Here is an 18,170-nt window from a genome sequence, read left to right as displayed (position 1 = left end):
CCAGGCTGGAAATCGTCGTACTATCTGTGCCAAAGCAGGAGAATGGCGACTCATGGAACTTAATGGTAAGTCCTGATTGCGATCAAATCGTATTGGTGAATCAGCATGGATTTACCTGGGGAACTCGGTACAATGGACAAATATTTGCTTACTGATCCGGGCAATGTTGCCCCTCTATACGACAACTAACATGGCAGCTTTCAATACCGAACAAGTGCTCAGCGTCCACCACTGGAACGACACCCTGTTCTCATTTACCACCACCCGCGACGCCGCCCTGCGTTTTCATAATGGGCACTTTGTAATGATCGGTCTGGAAGTCGATGGCAAGCCGCTGATGCGCGCTTACAGTATCGCCAGCGCCAACTACGAAGAAAATCTGGAATTTCTCAGCATCAAGGTACAGGACGGTCCATTGACCTCGCGCCTGCAACACCTGAAAGAAGGCGACACCATTCTGGTCAGCCGCAAACCCGTTGGTACGCTGGTAATTGACGACCTGCGCGCAGGCCGCAATCTGTTCCTGTTTGGCACCGGCACCGGTCTGGCTCCTTTCATGAGCATCATCAAGGACCCCGACACCTACGAGCGTTTTGAAAAGGTGGTACTGGTTCACGGCGTGCGTTTTGTCAGCGAACTGGCGTACTCGGATTTCATCCAGAATGAATTGCCGCAGAACGAATACTTTGGTGAAGTGGTACGCGAAAAACTGCTGTATTACCCCACTGTCACCCGCGAAGAGTTCCGCAATACCGGCCGCATTACCGACCTGATCGAGACCGGCAAGCTGTGCGAAGACCTGGGCATTCCTCAACTGGATCCCGCTCAGGATCGCGCCATGTTGTGCGGCAGCCCCGCCATGCTGACCGATATCAGCGCCATGCTCGATAAACGCGGTTTTGAAGTGTCGCCCGGTGTAGGTCAACCCGGTGACTACGTGATTGAACGCGCCTTCGTGGAAAAATAATCACGCCAAGATCTGTTAATTTTAGCTATAGGCGCTTAAACTCTGATAGTACAACACTCATCAGAGGTTTCTTATGACTAAGCAAGTTGTCTTCACCGATGCCGCTCCGGCTGCCGTAGGCCCATACTCTCAGGCCATTATTGCTTCGGGTGGCAAGACAGTATTTCTGTCTGGCCAAATCGGTCTGGAGCCTGCCACAGGCGAACTGGTATCTGAAAATTTTGAAGGTCAGGTACGTCAGGCATTTGCCAACCTGGAAGCTGTGGTCAAAGAAGCTGGCGCTAGCCTGAGCGACATCGTCAAACTGACTTTGTTTTTGACAGATCTGTCCCGATTTGCCAGCGCCAACGCCATCATGGCCGAACTGATTCCCCAGCCTTTCCCCGCACGCTCCACCATCGGTGTGGCCAGCTTGCCCAAAGGCGCTCAGTTCGAGGTCGAGGCTATCCTCAATTTCTAAAGACGTATTGCCATGACCGCAGGTCGGCCTGCGCCTCAGGCCAAACGGGCTGCGCCACGCAAGGCGCTCAGTCTGGACCAGAAGTTTGAAAAGCTCGGCCTACGAGAGCCTGCCGACTTCGTGGTCCATCTTCCTTTGCGCTACGAGGACGAGACTCAGGTCGAGCCCATCGCCCATCTCTACCCTGGCAAGATGGCGCAAATTGAAGGGCGTATTCTTAGTACGGATGTTCAGGCTCGTCCCCGTGCGCAGCTCCATGCCCGTATTGCCGACGAAAGTGGCGAGCTGGCCTTGCGCTGGCTGCACTTTTACCCCAGCCAGCTCAAGCAGCTGCAAGGGGATTTGCCACTGCGAGTACGCGGCGAAGTGCGCCAGGGCTTTCATGGCCTGGAAATGGTGCACCCCAAAGTCACCAAAGCCGGCCAACCCCTGGCCCGCGCCTTGACCCCTGTTTACCCCACGACTGATGGCTTGAGCCAGGTACAGCTGCGCAAAGCCATTGCCGATGCGCTCAATAATGCGGACCTGCGCGACACCCTGCCTGAAGAAGTTCGTAGCGAATATGGCCTGATGCCCTTTAACGAGGCTATCCGGCTTTTGCATTACCCACCGCCCGAGCTCAGCTACGACGATTTGTTCGAACACGGCCATCCGGCCTGGAGCCGCATCAAGTTTGATGAATTGCTGGCGCAGCAGTTGTCCCTGGCGCAGGCTCGTGCTGCGCGTCAGGCTCAACGTGCCAAGCCTATGCGTGAAGGCAATAGTGATCTGGCTAAAGCCTTGCTGGCTTCGTTGCCCTTCAAGTTAACGGCCGCTCAGAAACGCTGCGTCAAGGAAATCAGCGCAGACATGAAGCGCTCGTATCCCATGCACCGGCTGTTGCAGGGAGATGTAGGCAGCGGTAAAACCATTGTGTCGGCCATTGCCGCCGTGCAAGCCATTGCCAGCGGTTTTCAGGTGGCCCTGATGGCACCCACCGAGATTCTGGCCGAGCAGCATTATCTGAAGATGCGCGCCTGGCTGGAGCCGTTGGGCGTCGAGCTGGCCTGGTTAAGCGGCAGTTTGGGCGTCAAGGCCAAACGTTTGGCTTATGAAGCCATCAGCTCCGGACAGGCCAGACTGGCCATCGGCACCCAGGCCCTGATTCAGGACAATGTGCAATTTCAGCAATTAGGATTGGTGATTCTGGATGAGCAACACCGCTTTGGTGTTGGCCAGCGTCTGGAGCTGAACCGTAAAGGGGATGCGCAAGACAAGAAAGGTCAGGCTTATTTGCCGCATCAGCTCAATATGAGTGCCACACCTATCCCTCGTACCTTGGCCATGGCTTTTTTCGCGGATCTGGATGTCTCCGCGATTGACGAGTTGCCCCCAGGTCGCAGTCCCATCATTACAAAGCTGGCCGCCGATAATCGCCGTGATGAAATCATGGCGCGCGTCCGGGCTGAAGTTGCCCAAGGTAGACAAGCCTATTGGGTCTGCCCCTTGGTCGAGGAAAGTGAAGCCCTGCAATTGCAAACCGCCGTGGATACCCATGCTGCTCTGGAGCAAGCCTTGGCCCCCTTGCGGGTAGGGCTGATTCATGGCCGCTTGTCTTCCTCGGAGAAAGCCGAGGTCATGGAAGCGTTCCGTAGCGGCAATCTGGACGTGCTGGTGGCGACCACTGTCATTGAAGTCGGTGTAGACGTGCCCAACGCTTCTTTAATGATTATTGAACACGCCGAGCGCTTCGGCCTGGCCCAGCTGCACCAGTTGCGCGGCCGGGTAGGGCGGGGGCAGATTCAGTCCGTCTGCGTCTTGCTGTATCAGGCACCGCTGTCGGCCATTGCCCGCCTGCGCTTGCGCGCCATGTATGAAACCACCGATGGCTTTGAAATTGCCCGCCGCGACCTGGAACAACGCGGCCCGGGCGAGTTCATGGGCATGCGCCAATCCGGGCAGGCAGGCTTGCGTTTTGCCAGCCTGGAGTCCGATGAAGATTTGATCGAGCAGGCCCAAACATTGGCCAGCACCTTTCGCCGTGATTATCCAGACCACGCTCACCACCATTTACAGCGCTGGATGAAGGGCCGGGAAGAATTACTCCGTAGTTAACCCAAGGTCTTAATGCTGTTTTGCACAAGGAATTGTCATGACATTGACCGAGCTGAAATACATCGTTGCCGTAGCACGCGAGCGTCATTTTGGACGTGCTGCCGAAGCCTGCTTTGTGAGCCAACCGACGCTGTCGGTGGCCATCAAGAAGTTGGAAGACGAATTAGGCGTGGTCATCTTCGAGCGTGGCGGGCCCGAAGTGGCTATTACTCCCATCGGGCTGCGCATTGTCACCCAGGCACAGAAAGTCCTGGAAGAGGGTGCCAACCTGCGCGAGATTGCCCGCCAGGGCCACGATCCTTTGGCAGGCCCTTTGCGCGTTGGCATTATTTACACCGTGGCACCGTACCTGCTGCCCAAGCTCGTTCCCAAGCAAATCGAGCTGACCCCGCAAATGCCACTTTTATTGCAAGAAAACTTTACCGTGCGTCTGCTGGAATTGCTGCGCCAAGGTGAGATTGATTGCGCCATTGTGGCCCTGCCTTTGCCTGAAACAGGCTTGGTTATCCGCGAGCTGTACGACGAGCCTTTTGTGGTGGCCATGCCCCATGAACACGCCTGGGCCAAGCGCAAGGAAATTGATCCCGAACAGCTGAAAGATCAGACCATGCTGCTGCTGGGTGCCGGCCATTGTTTCCGCGATCAAGTGCTGGATGTTTGCCCGGAGCTGTCGCGCTTTTCAGCGTCCAGTGAAGGCATACAGCGCACCTTTGAAGGCTCTTCACTGGAAACCATCCGTCATATGGTGGCCACCGGCATCGGTCTGACTGTCCTGCCTGCCAGCTCTCTGACAGCCCCCGGCCAGGCCAACGAACTGCTGGCCTATGTCCCCTTCAAAAAACCCATTCCAGATCGTCGCATTGCCTTGGTCTGGCGCAAAAGTTTTCCACGTACGTCGGCCATTGACGCCTTGACCCGTGGGATCATGGAAAGTGGCTTGGCTGGGGTCAACTACTTAAAAGTCGAATACAACAGCAATTTCCCGTATCCTGAACTAGCGTAAATCGCACACCTACTGCGTGTTATTCTGCTTCAGTACCTATTTAGCCCTCTGTTCAACAGGAGTCCACTATGGCAAAAGCCGTGAAAGCAGTCAGTAAAACCGCCAAGGTCAGCAAGGCCGAAGAAGCCCCGAACACTGATACCAAGGTCGCAGTTGCAGCCGATGTAAAGGCTGAACCAAAACCGGCAGCCGCCAAGGCCCCCGCCAAAAAAGTGACCGCTAAAAAGGCCGTCGCCAAAAAGCCTGCCACCGCAGCCAAAGCTCCCGCCAAGGCGGCTGCTAAACCTGCGGCCAAGCCAGCTGCCAAACCAGCCGCTGCTCGCAAGCCTGCCGCGGCCAAGCCGGTTGCCGCCGCCAAACCCGCTGCTCCTGCCAGCGCCGCCAGCAGCGCTCTGAAAATTGATATCGGTATTTCGACGGCAGACCGTGCTGCTGTAGTTAAAGAGTTGTCCAAGGTACTGGCCGACTCCTACACCGTGTACCTGATGACGCACAACTTCCACTGGAACGTCACCGGCCCTATGTTCAAGACTCTGCATGAGCTGTTCATGACGCAGTACACCGAACTGTGGCAAGCCCTGGATGACATCGCCGAGCGTATCCGCGCCCTGGGTCACTACGCCCCTGGTACCTATGCCGAATTCCAGAAGCTGTCCTCCATCACCCAGCCCGCTTCCGTGCCGGATGCTACCACCATGATCGAACTGCTGGTCAAAGGTAACGAAGCGCTGGCTCGTACTGCACGCACCGCTTTTGACCGTGCCGACTCGGCCGACGACCAGCCTACCGCTGACTTGTTGACCCAGCGTCTGGACGTGCACGAGAAAAATGCATGGATGCTGCGTAGCCTGCTGCAGTAATTTCCATCTTATCGCCCTCAAATAGCGATAAAAAAAGGCCACCAAACGGTGGCCTTTCCTATTCCCCCTATAGAAAACCCTGAATTCAGGCGTCAGGCAGGCATAAAGCCCTGTTATCGGTGTATGCTTTCCTGCATATTCACGGAGGTGTTTTCTATGAAAATTCGTTTCACTCCTGTTGCAGCGGCCATGAGCCTGGCAACGGGTCTGCTCTTGTCCGGTGCTGCTCACGCTGACAACATCCGTATTGCACTGGCCGGTCCTTTTACAGGCTCGGTTACCCAATACGGTGACATGGTCAAACAAGGCGTCGATACGGCCATCGAACAGATCAACGCTGCCGGTGGCGTTCTTGGCAAACAGCTCGAACTGGTCACTGTTGACGATGCCTGCGAACCCAAGCAAGGTCCCGTCGCAGCCAACCGTATCGTGAATGACAAGATCCACTATGTTGTCGGTCACGTTTGTTCGGGCGCTACCATCGCGGCCACCGATATCTACAACAACGAAGGCGTGTTGATGGTGACTCCATCGGCAACAGCACCTGCTGTTACCGACGGCAAAGGCTACGAAATGATCCTGCGCACCATTGGTCGCGACGATCAGCAAGGTCCAGCCGCTGCCAAGTTCATCCTGGAACAGATCAAGCCCACTAAAGTTGCCGTCCTGCACGACAAACAGTCCTACGGCCAAGGTATTGCCGCTTCGGTTCGTTCCGAACTGCAAAAAGCCGGTACCGAAGTTGCCCTGTTTGAAGGCATTAACGCGGGGGACAGCGATTACTCCGCCGTCATCACCAAGCTGAAATCCACCGGCGTGGACTTCGTGTACTTTGGTGGCTACCACCCTGAAATGGGCCTGCTGCTGCGTCAAGCCGCTGAGCAAGGCGTGAAAGTCCACTTCATGGGACCGGAAGGCGTGGGTAACCCCGACATTAACGCCATTGCCGGCAAAGCCGTTGAAGGCATGTTGCTGACCTTGCCTGCGGACTTCTCGCAAGATCCGGACAACCAGGCCATCGTCCAGGCTTTCAAGGACAAGAAGCGCGATCCTAGCGGCGCGTTCCAGCTGTCCGCTTACGCCGCAACTATTGCGATTGCCGAAGGCATCAAGGGCGCTGGCGAAGACGATCCAGTCAAAGTGGCCGACTACCTGCACGCCAACAGCGTGAAAACGCCTATCGGTCAAATCAGCTGGAACAAGCAGGGCGACCTGAACGACTTCAAATTTGACGTCTTCAGCTGGCACGCTGACGGTTCCAAGACCGTCTACGGCAAGTAATCCCTGATTCTTGCTCGTAAAAAAACCGGCCTTCGGGCCGGTTTTTTATTATGTATCGCCTTGGAGCACCTTGCTTCAGGCAGGCTGCTCAGGCCTCGATACGCAAACCCGTATCGCGGTCGAACCAATGCAAAGGGTGGGGTGGCATGTAGCCAATCTGGATAGCCTCGCCAATTTGAATTGGATATTCGCGAGTCTGCTCAATCGGGCAGCGCACGATGATGCGATAGTCGCCACAACCCAGATGCAGCAACTGCTCGGAACCCAGAATTTCCACCATTTCCACCTGCGTAGTCACACCGGGCACATGCAGCTGGATGTGTTCTGGTCGTATGCCCAGGAACACCTTGCGGCCACGCACCGCAGCGGGCACCATTTCCGGGCCAAACTGCACAGGCTGACCATTGTCTTGCGTGATCTGACCTTGTGCATCCACCTCTACTGGCAACAAGTTCATGGGCGGTGAGCCAATGAAAGTGGCCACAAAAACGGAAGCAGGCTTTTCGAATACCTCGGCAGGTGTCCCTATTTGCTCAGGCATGCCCTGATTCATCACAATCATGCGCTCGGCCAAGGTCATGGCTTCAATTTGATCGTGAGTCACATACAGGCTGGTGGTTTTCAGGCGACGATGCAGTTTCTGAATTTCCAGACGCATCTGCACTCGCAGCTTGGCATCCAGATTGGACAGGGGCTCGTCAAACAGGAACACCTTGGGTTCACGCACAATCGCACGGCCCATCGCAACACGCTGACGCTGGCCCCCTGACAGTTGCCCTGGACGACGTTCCAGCAGGGCACCCAATTCCAAGATCGCAGCGGCGGCATTGACCCTTTGCTTGATTTCATCCTTGGAAAACTTACGGATTTTCAAGCCATACGCCATATTGTCAAAGACTGACATATGGGGGTAGAGCGCGTAGTTCTGGAACACCATGGCAATGTCACGTTCAGCCGGTTCCAGATCATTGACGACCTTGCCGTCGATCAGCACCTGACCTGCCGTGACAGATTCCAGCCCCGCCACCATACGCATCAGGGTCGATTTACCGCATCCAGAGGGGCCCACAATCACCACGAACTCGCCATCCTTCACGTCCACATCAATGCCGTGAATAACGACCGTCCCGTTCGGGTAGGTTTTCTTGACGCCTTCAAATCGTAAGCTAGCCATTCAATAAAGCCTGTAGAGAATTACTTTTCAGAGTCGATGAGACCTTTGACGAACCACTTTTGCATCAGCATCACCACCAGGGCTGGCGGGATCATGGCCAAAAGGGCCGTGGCCATCACCACGTTCCACTCGGTCACGCTGTCACCACCGGAAATCATGCGCCGGATACCAACCACGATCGGGTACATATCCTCTTTGGTGGTAATGATCAGCGGCCACAAATACTGGTTCCAGCCGTAGATAAACTGAATCACAAACAAAGCGGCAATGCTGGTCTTGGACAAGGGCAGCAGAACATCTTTAAAAAACCGCATCGGGCCGGCACCATCAATACGGGCGGCCTCGATCAATTCATCGGGCACCGTCAGAAAGAACTGGCGAAACAGGAAGGTCGCGGTTGCTGAAGCGATCAAGGGCAGGATCAGGCCCCCATAGCTGTCCAGCAACTGCAGGTCCGCCACGACCTTGTACGTGGGCATAATGCGCACTTCCACCGGCAGCATCAGGGTGACGAAAATCATCCAGAAAAACAGCATGCGGAACGGGAAGCGGAAATACACCACGGCAAAGGCCGAGAGCATGGAAATAATGATCTTGCCAACCGCGATGCCCAGCGCCATCACCATGCTGACCAGCAACATGCGTCCCACTGGTGGGGAGTTGGTGGCCGTCCCCTGCAAAGCGGTGATGTAGTTCTCTACCATGTGCGAGCCCGGCCAGAGCGACATGGGCGCACGGGCCACTTCCGCGCTGGTCTGGGTGGAAGCCACAAACGTGATGTACAGGGGCAGAGCAATCACGATCACACCCAGGATCAGGGTCAGATGCGTGAAAAAATCAAGAATAGGGCGTCGTTCAACCATGACTATGTTCCTTGCTGCGCATCAGCTGTACGTCACTTTGCGATCAATATAGCGGAACTGAATCACCGTCAGCGCCACAACCACCACCATCAGCACCACAGACTGGGCTGCCGAAGAACCAATATCCAGGCCACGGAAACCCGTGTTGTAGACCCGGTAAACCAGAATCGAGGTGGCTTCACCCGGCCCGCCCTGACTGACCACGTCAATAATGGCGAAGGTGTCAAAGAAGGCATAAATAATGTTCACGACCAGCAGGAAGAAAGTCGTCGGGGCCAGCAAAGGAAACACAATGCTCCAGAAACGGCGCATGGGACCGGCACCATCCATGGCGGCCGCTTCAATCAGGGAGCGCGGGATGGCTTGCAGGCCAGCCAGGAAAAACAGAAAGTTGTAGGAGATCTGCTTCCAGACCGAAGCAATTACCACCAGCAACATGGCGTCATTGCCATTCAAGCGTGGATTCCACTGAATGCCATGCTCCAGCAGGAACACGGCCACAATCCCTACAGAGGGGGAGAACAGGAACAACCACAACACCCCGGCCACCGCCGTTGCCACGGCATAAGGCCAGATCAGCAAGCTGCGATACAGCAGCGCGCCTCGTATCACTCTATTCGCCATCACGGCCAGAACCAAAGCCACGACCAGGCCCAACACTGACACGGCAAGCGAAAATACCGCCGTCGTCTTGAACGAGGCCATATATTCTGCACTATTGAACAGCTCGGCAAAGTTATCCAGGCCTACAAACTGCGAAGACAGGCCAAAGGGGTCTTCCAAATGAAAAGCCTGCCACAGCGCTTGACCGGCAGGCAGAAAAAAGAAGATCAGAGTAATGGCTAGCTGCGGAGCAAGTAGCAAATAGGGCAGTGTCTTATGACGAAAGACGACACGTTTTTCCATAGGTTTGCGCGCAATGGGAAGGGAGCGCCACCATCAGGGTGGACAGACTTCTAATGAAACGAAAAGCGTATGAGCGGCTTGGACAAGATGGTGACAGTTTGCCGGCCTGAGGCCAAGACAAGACGCCGTCCGCACACTCATACGCTCGATTGTAAACCACCCGCGCAAGGCGGGCAGGGCTTACTTCACGCTCTTTTCAAAGCGCTCCAGCAGTTCGTTGCCACGACTTTGCATGGCTTTCAAACCTTCTTCAGGGGTGACTTTGCCAGCAAAAATCTGTTCCATCACACCGTCTTCGATGTCACGAATCTGCGGCAAGGAACCCAGGCGAATACCACGCGAGTTCTCGGTGGTGCTGGCGTCCAGCTGTTTGACGGCAACGTCTGCGCCCACGTTCTTGGCGTAGAAATCGGAGTCCTTGGTCTTTTCAAAGCCTGCTTTGGTCACAGGCACATAGCCGGTGTCCTGGTGCCAGGCCGCCGCTTGCTCAGGGCTGGAGATAAAGTGGAAGAATTCGGTCACGCCCTTGTAGACATCATCCGATTTCTTGGCAAAGACCCACAGGGAAGCACCACCAATAATGGAATTCTGAGGCGCGCCCTGTACATCGCTGTAATAGGGCAGGCTGCTGGTGCCAAATTCAAATTCGCCGGTTTTGATGATGTTGGCGCGGTTACCGCTGGAGCCGGTAAACATGCCGCACTTGCCGCTGGTAAACAGGGCGTTGGCCGTATCACCACGACCGCCGTAGGAGAAGGAACCATCCTTGGACATATTTGCCAGGAAAGTCATGTGCTTCAGGAACAGTGGGTTATCCAGCTGCAGCCGAGCGCTGGGGCCGCCAAAACCGTTGTTCTCGCTGGCAAAGGGGATGTTGTGCCAGGCGGCAAAGTTCTCCAGCAGAATCCAGGAGGGCCAGGAAGAGGTATAGCCACACTCTTGGCCGGACTCACGCAGTTTCTTGGCGGCTTCGTGCAGCTCCTGCCAGGTCTTGGGTGGCTTCTCGGCATCCAGGCCAGCTTTCTTGAAGGCGTCCTTGTTGTAGTACAGCACCGGGGTGGAGCTGTTAAAAGGCATGGAAATCAGCTTGCCTTCGTTGGAGGAGTAGTAACCGGCAACCGCACCCAGAAAGTCATCCGGGTTGATAGGTTTGCCCGCTTTCTCCGACATTTCCTGAACTGGCTGAATGGCGCCCTTGGCGGCCATCATGGTGGCAGTACCCACCTCGAATACTTGCAAAATATCAGGGGCATTACCGGCACGGAAAGCGGCGACACCGGCGTTCATGGACTCGCCATAGTTGCCTTTATACGAGGCTTTAACCTGGTAGTCCGACTGAGATGCGTTAAAGTCTTTGACTAATGCATTAACCCGTTCGCCCAAGGCTCCTTCCATTGAATGCCAGAACTGAATTTCTGTGGCCGCTTGCGCAGTGCCGATAGAAGCAATCAGACCGGCTAGAGACAGAGCAAATAGTTTTGTTCGCATCAGGCTTTCTCCTGTATAAAAGGTGCCGCTAAGGTGTAGCAGGTTTTAAAACTCAAGCTTATGACTTGTTTATGACGCTCTCGTGAATGTATCCATGACAGCGTTATATAAGCAATGACTAATTACCCTCAAACGCTAAGAAAACGTGTCAGAGGACAGATTTTTAATGGGAGCGATGATGAATCCACACGATACCTCTTTTAAGCTGGCGTTTATCGGCGCGGGCAATATGGCCAGTGCCTTGGCGGCTGGTTTAATTGGGAAACGCTGCGGCGGCTCGGACGTTTTGGCGATTGATATTTACCCGCCCGCCCTGGAGTCGTGGGCCCAGCAAGGTGTACAAACCGCGTATGAACCCGGCCCGGCCTTGTCCAAGCAGCGTATTTGGGTTTTTGCCGTCAAGCCCCAGGTCATGAAAGAAACCGTACTGGCCTGCAAACCCTATCTGCAAGAGGACACCCTGGTGATCAGCGTGGCCGCTGGCATTCCGGCAACCGCTCTGGCCCAATGGCTGGGCGAACCCGGCCAGCCGTACCAGCGTGTAATCCGCTGTATGCCCAATACCCCGGCCTTTATTGGTTGTGGCATTACCGGCCTGATGGCCCTGGAACAGGTAGATGAAAGCGATAAAGCCATTGCGCAGCAATTGTTGAAATCCGTGGGGGAAGTGGTCTGGGTTGAAAATGATGCGGCCATTGATGCCGTCACGGCGGTTTCAGGCAGTGGTCCAGCTTACGTGTTTTTGTTTATCGAAGCTTTGATCAAAGCCGGTATCGAGCAAGGTTTGTCACCAGAACAGGCCCGCCAGCTGTCCCTGGCAACGCTGCACGGCGCCACCCAGTTGGCCACCTTGTCGCCAGAAGAACCTTCGGTCTTGCGCGAGCGCGTCACCTCCAAAGGGGGGACTACGGCAGCCGCCCTGAATGTCTTTAACGAAGGCGGCTTTACACCCCTGGTCCAAAAAGCAGTCAATGCTGCCAAAGTGCGTGCCGGAGAGCTGGCCCAAGAGTTTTCCTGATCCCCGGATTACTCCCTATAGCATCGTCAAAAATTGATATAGCGCAATAAAAAAGCAGTAAAACAAAAAGCAGGGGAGTTCTCAAGAGAGCTCCTCTTTTCTTTTATAAACAAGGCTTTTAGTATGCGAGCGTGTTTTGGAAACACCCTGTTAACAATGCCTCGTTATTTTCAAAATAAATAAGCAGGGCGCTAGGGCTTATACGAAGTGACAAGTTTTAGGCAGCTACCCCAAAATGGGTTCCCCTGGAGCATAACAATGCCTATCCAGACCCCAGAATAAGCACTTTCTAAAAAGCAATGCCGGGAACCCCCGGCCTCGGGAGACAGCTGCTATGACCCTTACTCGACGCTTTACCCCCGCTCTGACCGCCTTGGCCACCGTACTGGCCATGGGCACCGCCTATGCGGCGGACACCATCAAAATTGGTATCCCTCAACCCATGACTGGTCCCTCCACCCAATATGGTGACCAAATCCAGGCCGGTGCATTGACCGCAATTGACGCGATTAACGCAGCAGGGGGTGTCAAAGGCAAAAAGCTGGAAGCCGTCCTGATTGACGATGCGTGCGAACCCAAACAGGCTGTGCCTGCAGCCAACCGTGTGGTCAACTCCGGCGCGAAATTCGCCGTAGCCCACGCGTGCTCGGGAACCACGGTGCCTGCCGTGAACATTTACGAGCAGGAAGGCATTGTGGCGATTACTCCCGGTGCGACCTCGCCTCTGGTCACCGACACTATAAAGCCCCATTACTTTTTCCGCACCATTGGTCGTGACGACCAGCAAGGCCCCTTTGCGGCCGACTACATTGCTGACGTCCTCAAGCCCAAGAGCATTGCCGTCCTGCACGACAAGCAGACTTACGGCTCCGGTGTTGCCACGCAAGTGCGTGACGCGCTCAAGAAAAAGAACATGAACATTGTCATGTACGAGGGCATTAACGTCGGTGACAGCGATTACTCGGCCGTAATCACCAAGCTCAAGGGCGTGAACCCCGATCTGATTTATTTCGGTGGTTACCATGCCGAGCTGGGTCTGCTGCTGCGTCAGGCGCGTGAACAAGGCATGACCAACACCTTCATGGGTCCGGAAGGCGTTGCCAACCGCGACCTGGTCGCCATTGCCGGTCCGGCAGTGGAAGGTTTGCTGGTGACCTTGCCAACCGACTTCACCAAGATGCCGGCCAACAAGGATGTGATGGAAAACTTCAGCAAATACAAGCGCAATCCTAACGGGGCCTTTACCTTCCCGGCCTACGCGGCCGTGCAAATTATTGCCGATACAATCAATGCGGTAGGCGAAGATTCGGCCAAGGGAGCCGACTACATGCACGCAAATGCGTTCGATACCGCCATTGGCAAGGTAGAATACGACGCCAAGGGTGATTTGAAGCATTTCGAATTTGCCGTTTTCAAGTGGGATAAAGAAGGTAACTTTGATCTAGTTGAGAAATAAGACTGGATTATGTGCCCCCGCTCTTTACGAAGAACGGGGGCATTGCTTTTGGATGCCCACAAAGCCTTAGAACAAAACGACGGACTCAACGGAAAAAAACAAGCATGTCTGATTTACTCCCTCAGATCGTGCAGCAGCTGTTCAATGGATTATCCTTGGGCGCTATTTATGCACTGATCGCCATCGGCTACACAATGGTCTATGGCATTATCGGAATGATTAACTTTGCCCACGGCGAGATCTACATGATCGGCGCCTATGTCGGGCTGGTAACCCTGACTGCGATTGGCGTAGGCTCGGGTCTGCCCATCTGGCTGATCATTCTTATCATGTTGCTGGTTGCCATCCTGGTAACCGCGGTTTACGGCTATGCGATTGAAAAAGTTGCCTATGCGCCGCTGCGTGGCAGCCCTCGGCTGGTCCCGCTGATCTCGGCCATTGGTATGTCCATTTTCTTGCAGAACTGGGTTGCCCTGGGCCAAGGCGCACGCGATATGGCGGTGCCTACCTTGCTGTCCGGCTCCTTTCAGTTCAGCCTGGGCGCAGACGGCTTTACCGTCACGGCGCCTTACTCACGCGTCATGATCATTGTCGTGACCGTGGTGCTGATGATCATGCTCAGCCTCTACATCAAGTACTCGCGTCTGGGTCGCGCCTCGCGTGCATGTTCACAAGACTTGCGCATGGCCAACCTGCTGGGTATCGACACCAATAAAATCATCTCCTTCACCTTTGTCATCGGCGCCATGCTGGCTGCCGTGGGCGGCGTGCTGATTGCCACCGCCATTGGCAAGCTGAACCCCTTCATCGGCTTTATTGCCGGTATCAAGGCCTTTACGGCAGCCGTGCTGGGCGGTATTGGCAGCATCCCGGGCGCCATGCTGGGCGGTGTCCTGCTGGGTCTGGCAGAAACCTTTGCCGCTGCCTTTATTTCGTCGCAGTACAAGGACATCGTGGCCTTTTTACTGTTGGTCTTTATCCTGCTGTTCCGCCCAACGGGCCTGCTGGGTAAACCCGAGGTGGAGAAAGTCTGATGATGAACCGCTTTAGCAATGCATTTATCGCCGCTGTCTTGGCAGGCATTATTGTGGCTCCCGTCTTTGGCCTGCAAATTGTGCGCGCCGGGATGAACACCCATCTGGAAAGCGATTGGCAGATCATTCTGATCGGTATGGCACTGGTCTTTGTGGTCCAGCTGATCCGTCCTAACGTCAATCGCACCAAGATACGTGAAAGCCGCTGGACGCTGCCCAAACTGAGCATGCAGCACAAGAAGATCCTGCTGTACATCGTGATCGCTTGTGCCGTGGTCTGGCCCTTTTTTGGTGGGCGTGCCCAGGTGGATATTGCCACCCTGGTGCTGATCTACATCATGCTGGGCCTGGGGCTGAATATCGTGGTGGGCTTTGCCGGCCTGCTGGACCTGGGCTTTGTGGGCTTTTACGCCGTGGGTGCCTACACTTACGCCTTGCTCTATCACTACGCAGGCTGGGGCTTCTGGGAAGCACTGCCATTAGCGGGTGGTATGGCAGCCCTGTTCGGCTTCCTGCTAGGTTTCCCCGTGCTGCGCTTACGCGGCGACTATCTGGCTATCGTCACCCTGGGTTTTGGTGAAATCATTCGCCTCTTGCTCATCAATATGTATGACCTGACCGGCGGCCCGGATGGCATCTCCGGTATCCCCAAGCCAACCGTATTCGGTTTCCCAATGGCACGCCGTGCACCGGAAGGGCAGACCACCTTCCACGACCTGATGGGCTGGACCTTCAGCAACCAGGACGTGGTGGTGTATCTGTACTTGATGGCCCTGGCTTTGGCCCTGATCACCTTGCTGGTCTCCAGCCGTGTGGTGCGCATGCCTATTGGCCGTGCCTGGGAAGCCCTGCGCGAGGACGAGATTGCTTGCCGTTCGCTGGGCCTGAACCCCACTTCCATCAAACTGTCCGCCTTTACCATGGGCGCCATGTTTGCCGGTTTTGGTGGTGCTTTCTTTGCCGCCCGTCAGGGTCTGGTCAACCCGGAGTCCTTCACCTTTATCGAATCCGCCCTGATCCTGGCCATCGTGGTGCTGGGTGGTATGGGTTCACAAATCGGCGTCATTCTGGCGGCCATTGTGCTGACTGTGGTCCCTGAACTGGCCCGAGAGTTTGCGGAGTATCGGATGTTGATTTTTGGTCTGGTCATGGTGGCCATGATGGTTTGGCGTCCACAGGGCCTGCTGCCTGTGCAACGTCCTCATGTGGAGTTGCGTACATGAGCCCATTACTCCGAGTATCCGATCTGTCGATGCGTTTTGGTGGCTTGCTGGCGGTGGATTCCGTCAGCTTCGATGTGGCTAAAGACGAAGTGTTTGCCATCATCGGCCCCAACGGCGCCGGGAAAACCACAGTATTTAACTGCGTAGGCGGCTTTTACAAGCCCACCTCCGGTTCCGTCACCCTGGAAGACCAGCCCATCCACGGCCTGTCCAGCCACAAAGTGGCACAAAAAGGCCTGGTACGTACTTTCCAGAACGTGCGCCTGTTCAAGAAGCTGACGGTGCTGGAGAACCTGCTGGTCGCCCAGCACAGCCAGCTCAAGGCCGGCTTTTTGTCCGGTCTGCTGAACCTGTCACGCTACAAGCAGTCCGAAAAGGAAGCTAAAGAGCGTGCGGTGACATGGCTGGACTTCATGGGCCTGACCGATCTGGCCAACCGTGAAGCGGGCAATCTGGCCTACGGCCACCAGCGCCGCCTGGAAATTGCACGTTGCATGATCACCCAGCCGCGCTTGCTGATGCTGGACGAACCTGCGGCGGGCCTGAACCCCCAAGAGAAACGTGATCTGCAAGCCTTGATCGACCAACTGCGCCGCGAATTTGGCGTGGCCGTCCTGCTGATCGAGCACGATATGAGCCTGGTTATGGGCGTATCAGACCGGATCCTGGTTATGGAATATGGCAAACCCATTGCCACCGGCCTGCCTGAAGAAGTGCGCAATGATCCGCGCGTCATCAAAGCCTATCTGGGGGAAGAATAAGTGCTTAAGCTGGACTCCGTATCTACCCATTACGGCGCTATTCAGGCGCTGGATCAAGTTAGCGTGGACGTGAATCAGGGCGAGATCGTCACCCTGATTGGCGCGAACGGCGCTGGCAAAACCACCTTGCTCATGACCGTTTGCGGCTCGCCCCGAGCCAGCTCGGGAAGCATCAGCTTCATGGGCGAGGATATCACCCACGCCGACACGCACCGCATCATGCGCAAAGGCATCGCCATCTCTCCCGAAGGCCGTCGCGTCTTTCCAGACCTGACCGTGTCGGAAAACCTGAAGATGGGTGGTTTCTTTCTGAACCGCAGCGAGATCGACGAAGGAGAGGAACACGTCTACAAACTGTTCCCCCGCCTGAAAGAACGCGCTGCGCAACGAGCAGGAACCATGTCAGGTGGTGAGCAGCAAATGCTGGCTATCGGTCGCGCACTGATGAGCAAACCGTCCTTGCTGCTGCTGGACGAACCTACCTTGGGCCTGGCCCCGCTGATCATCGCCCAGATCTTCGACATCATCCGTACCATTCGAGATGAAGGCGTGACGGTGTTTCTGGTAGAGCAGAACGCCAACAAGGCCCTGCAAGTCGCAGACCGTGGATATGTGCTGGAAACCGGAAAGGTGGTGATGCAGGATACCGGGGCCAATCTACTGGCGAATCCGGATATTCGGAAGGCGTATCTGGGGGCTTAGACAGCCAGCGAATGCAGCCTCAAAGCGGTAGAGCGTCATCGATTTAAAGCACCGCTTTAATTTACGTGCTTGAAAAAAACCTGAATCGCAGCTTTTGCTGGATTCAGGTTTTTTTTCGGGTGACAAGTCAACACAAGGCCATCCGCACCAGAACTAAAAGCTATCGATATGCTTGCCGTACGCTTCAGGGGAGCAGAACACGACAGCATCCCCTGAAACCTGATATCGCTAGCTGCGAAACGACTTAATCCTTCAACAAGCCTTCGCCGCGCAGTGCCGCCTTCACACCTTCGTTCTGCTCCATGCGAGCAAAGAAGGCGTTCAGGTTCTTCATGCCCGACAGGTCCAGCTTCATCAGAGCAGCCCAGCGTAGTACCACGTACAGGTAAGCATCAGCCACGGACAAGGAGCCCGACAAGGTTTCTTTACCTTCCAGGTGCTTGTCGATCACGCCCAGTTGCTTGGTCAGCAAGGCAGCGGTCTTGGCCTTGACCTCGGCCTGAGTTGCTTCCTGATCCGCGTAGCGATGCGTACCGAACACCACACCCACGTTGCGGTGGATTTCGGCGTTCAGGAAGGCCAGCCAACGGCGGGCTTCAAAGCGTTGTTCGATAGTGCTGCCAATCAAATTGGCTTGCGGGTTCTTCTCGTTCAGGTATTCCAGAATGGCGATGCTTTGTGTCAGAACCAGATCACCATCGACCAGAACAGGCACAGCGCCGTTGGGGTTCAGTTTCAGGAATTCTTCTTGCTGCAGTTCGTCACGGCTGACGCGCTGGGATTCAAACGGCTTGCCTATCCACTCCAATGCAATGCGGGTCACCAAAGGACAAGCACCAGTCATGTAATACAGTTTCATAAGTTCTCTTTCCAAAAGTGC

The 18,170-nt window shown here is 55.4% G+C and carries 17 protein-coding genes; 12 read left to right on the top strand and 5 right to left on the bottom strand.

Annotation, left to right across the window (positions count from 1 at the left end):
* Window positions 1–190: 190 nt before the first annotated feature.
* From ACU6HM_RS04460 to ACU6HM_RS04435, 6 genes are all read left to right on the top strand, one after another.
* Complete coding sequence (locus ACU6HM_RS04460) at window positions 191–967, top strand: ferredoxin--NADP reductase (protein WP_009453939.1); 777 nt, start codon at window positions 191–193, stop codon at window positions 965–967.
* 73 nt (window positions 968–1,040) lie between these two features.
* Window positions 1,041–1,427: a Rid family detoxifying hydrolase gene (locus ACU6HM_RS04455; protein ID WP_009453941.1), complete on the top strand. Its 387-nt coding sequence runs from the start codon at window positions 1,041–1,043 to the stop codon at window positions 1,425–1,427.
* A 12-nt stretch (window positions 1,428–1,439) separates the two neighbouring features.
* Window positions 1,440–3,521 carry an ATP-dependent DNA helicase RecG gene (gene recG, locus ACU6HM_RS04450; RefSeq protein ID WP_021446599.1) on the top strand — a complete coding sequence of 694 codons (2,082 nt, stop codon included), beginning with the start codon at window positions 1,440–1,442 and terminating at the stop codon, window positions 3,519–3,521.
* 37 nt (window positions 3,522–3,558) lie between these two features.
* Complete coding sequence (locus ACU6HM_RS04445) at window positions 3,559–4,524, top strand: LysR substrate-binding domain-containing protein (protein WP_009453943.1); 966 nt, start codon at window positions 3,559–3,561, stop codon at window positions 4,522–4,524.
* Between the two features lie 392 nt (window positions 4,525–4,916).
* Window positions 4,917–5,384 (top strand): Dps family protein, encoded by a 468-nt coding sequence (locus ACU6HM_RS04440; RefSeq protein ID WP_026482584.1) that lies wholly within the window; start codon window positions 4,917–4,919, stop codon window positions 5,382–5,384.
* Window positions 5,385–5,540: 156 nt separating this feature from the next.
* Window positions 5,541–6,665, top strand: a complete 1,125-nt coding sequence (locus ACU6HM_RS04435) for a branched-chain amino acid ABC transporter substrate-binding protein (protein WP_026482583.1) — start codon at window positions 5,541–5,543, stop codon at window positions 6,663–6,665.
* 88 nt (window positions 6,666–6,753) lie between these two features.
* On the opposite strand, the gene ACU6HM_RS04430 is transcribed toward ACU6HM_RS04435, so the two are convergent.
* The 4 genes from ACU6HM_RS04430 to ugpB form a co-directional block, all read right to left on the bottom strand.
* Window positions 6,754–7,839, bottom strand: a complete 1,086-nt coding sequence (locus ACU6HM_RS04430; protein WP_021446598.1) for a sn-glycerol-3-phosphate import ATP-binding protein UgpC — start codon at window positions 7,837–7,839, stop codon at window positions 6,754–6,756.
* A 20-nt stretch (window positions 7,840–7,859) separates the two neighbouring features.
* Window positions 7,860–8,702: a sn-glycerol-3-phosphate ABC transporter permease UgpE gene (gene ugpE, locus ACU6HM_RS04425; RefSeq protein ID WP_021446597.1), complete on the bottom strand. Its 843-nt coding sequence runs from the start codon at window positions 8,700–8,702 to the stop codon at window positions 7,860–7,862.
* 21 nt (window positions 8,703–8,723) lie between these two features.
* On the bottom strand, window positions 8,724–9,608 hold the full coding sequence (gene ugpA, locus ACU6HM_RS04420) for a sn-glycerol-3-phosphate ABC transporter permease UgpA (RefSeq protein WP_446763378.1): 885 nt from the start codon (window positions 9,606–9,608) through the stop codon (window positions 8,724–8,726).
* 180 nt (window positions 9,609–9,788) lie between these two features.
* Window positions 9,789–11,096, bottom strand: coding sequence for a sn-glycerol-3-phosphate ABC transporter substrate-binding protein UgpB (ugpB, locus tag ACU6HM_RS04415; RefSeq protein ID WP_009453953.1), 1,308 nt, complete (start codon window positions 11,094–11,096; stop codon window positions 9,789–9,791).
* Between the two features lie 178 nt (window positions 11,097–11,274).
* Between ugpB and proC the strand changes: the two genes are divergently transcribed.
* The 6 genes from proC to ACU6HM_RS04385 all read left to right on the top strand — a co-directional run bounded on the left by proC (window position 11,275) and on the right by ACU6HM_RS04385 (window position 17,290).
* Window positions 11,275–12,114, top strand: a complete 840-nt coding sequence (proC, locus tag ACU6HM_RS04410) for a pyrroline-5-carboxylate reductase (protein WP_254499256.1) — start codon at window positions 11,275–11,277, stop codon at window positions 12,112–12,114.
* 334 nt (window positions 12,115–12,448) lie between these two features.
* On the top strand, window positions 12,449–13,570 hold the full coding sequence (locus ACU6HM_RS04405) for a high-affinity branched-chain amino acid ABC transporter substrate-binding protein (RefSeq protein WP_009453957.1): 1,122 nt from the start codon (window positions 12,449–12,451) through the stop codon (window positions 13,568–13,570).
* 104 nt (window positions 13,571–13,674) lie between these two features.
* Entirely contained in the window at window positions 13,675–14,604 is a 930-nt protein-coding gene (livH, locus tag ACU6HM_RS04400; RefSeq protein ID WP_009453959.1) for a high-affinity branched-chain amino acid ABC transporter permease LivH, read from the top strand.
* Window positions 14,604–15,827, top strand: coding sequence for a high-affinity branched-chain amino acid ABC transporter permease LivM (locus tag ACU6HM_RS04395; protein ID WP_021446595.1), 1,224 nt, complete (start codon window positions 14,604–14,606; stop codon window positions 15,825–15,827). The genes livH and ACU6HM_RS04395 overlap by 1 nt, the downstream gene beginning before the upstream one ends.
* Entirely contained in the window at window positions 15,824–16,588 is a 765-nt protein-coding gene (gene livG, locus ACU6HM_RS04390; protein ID WP_009453965.1) for a high-affinity branched-chain amino acid ABC transporter ATP-binding protein LivG, read from the top strand. Before ACU6HM_RS04395 ends, livG begins: the two co-directional genes overlap by 4 nt.
* Window positions 16,589–17,290 (top strand): ABC transporter ATP-binding protein, encoded by a 702-nt coding sequence (locus ACU6HM_RS04385; protein ID WP_009453966.1) that lies wholly within the window; start codon window positions 16,589–16,591, stop codon window positions 17,288–17,290.
* Between the two features lie 244 nt (window positions 17,291–17,534).
* Here ACU6HM_RS04385 and ACU6HM_RS04380 read toward each other — a convergent pair whose 3' ends face one another.
* Window positions 17,535–18,149, bottom strand: coding sequence for a glutathione S-transferase family protein (locus tag ACU6HM_RS04380; protein ID WP_060185070.1), 615 nt, complete (start codon window positions 18,147–18,149; stop codon window positions 17,535–17,537).
* Between the last annotated feature and the right edge of the window lie 21 nt (window positions 18,150–18,170).

The sequence above is a fragment of the Alcaligenes sp. RM2 genome (genome assembly GCF_052931795.1).
This window is presented reverse-complemented; position numbering and strand designations above follow the sequence as displayed.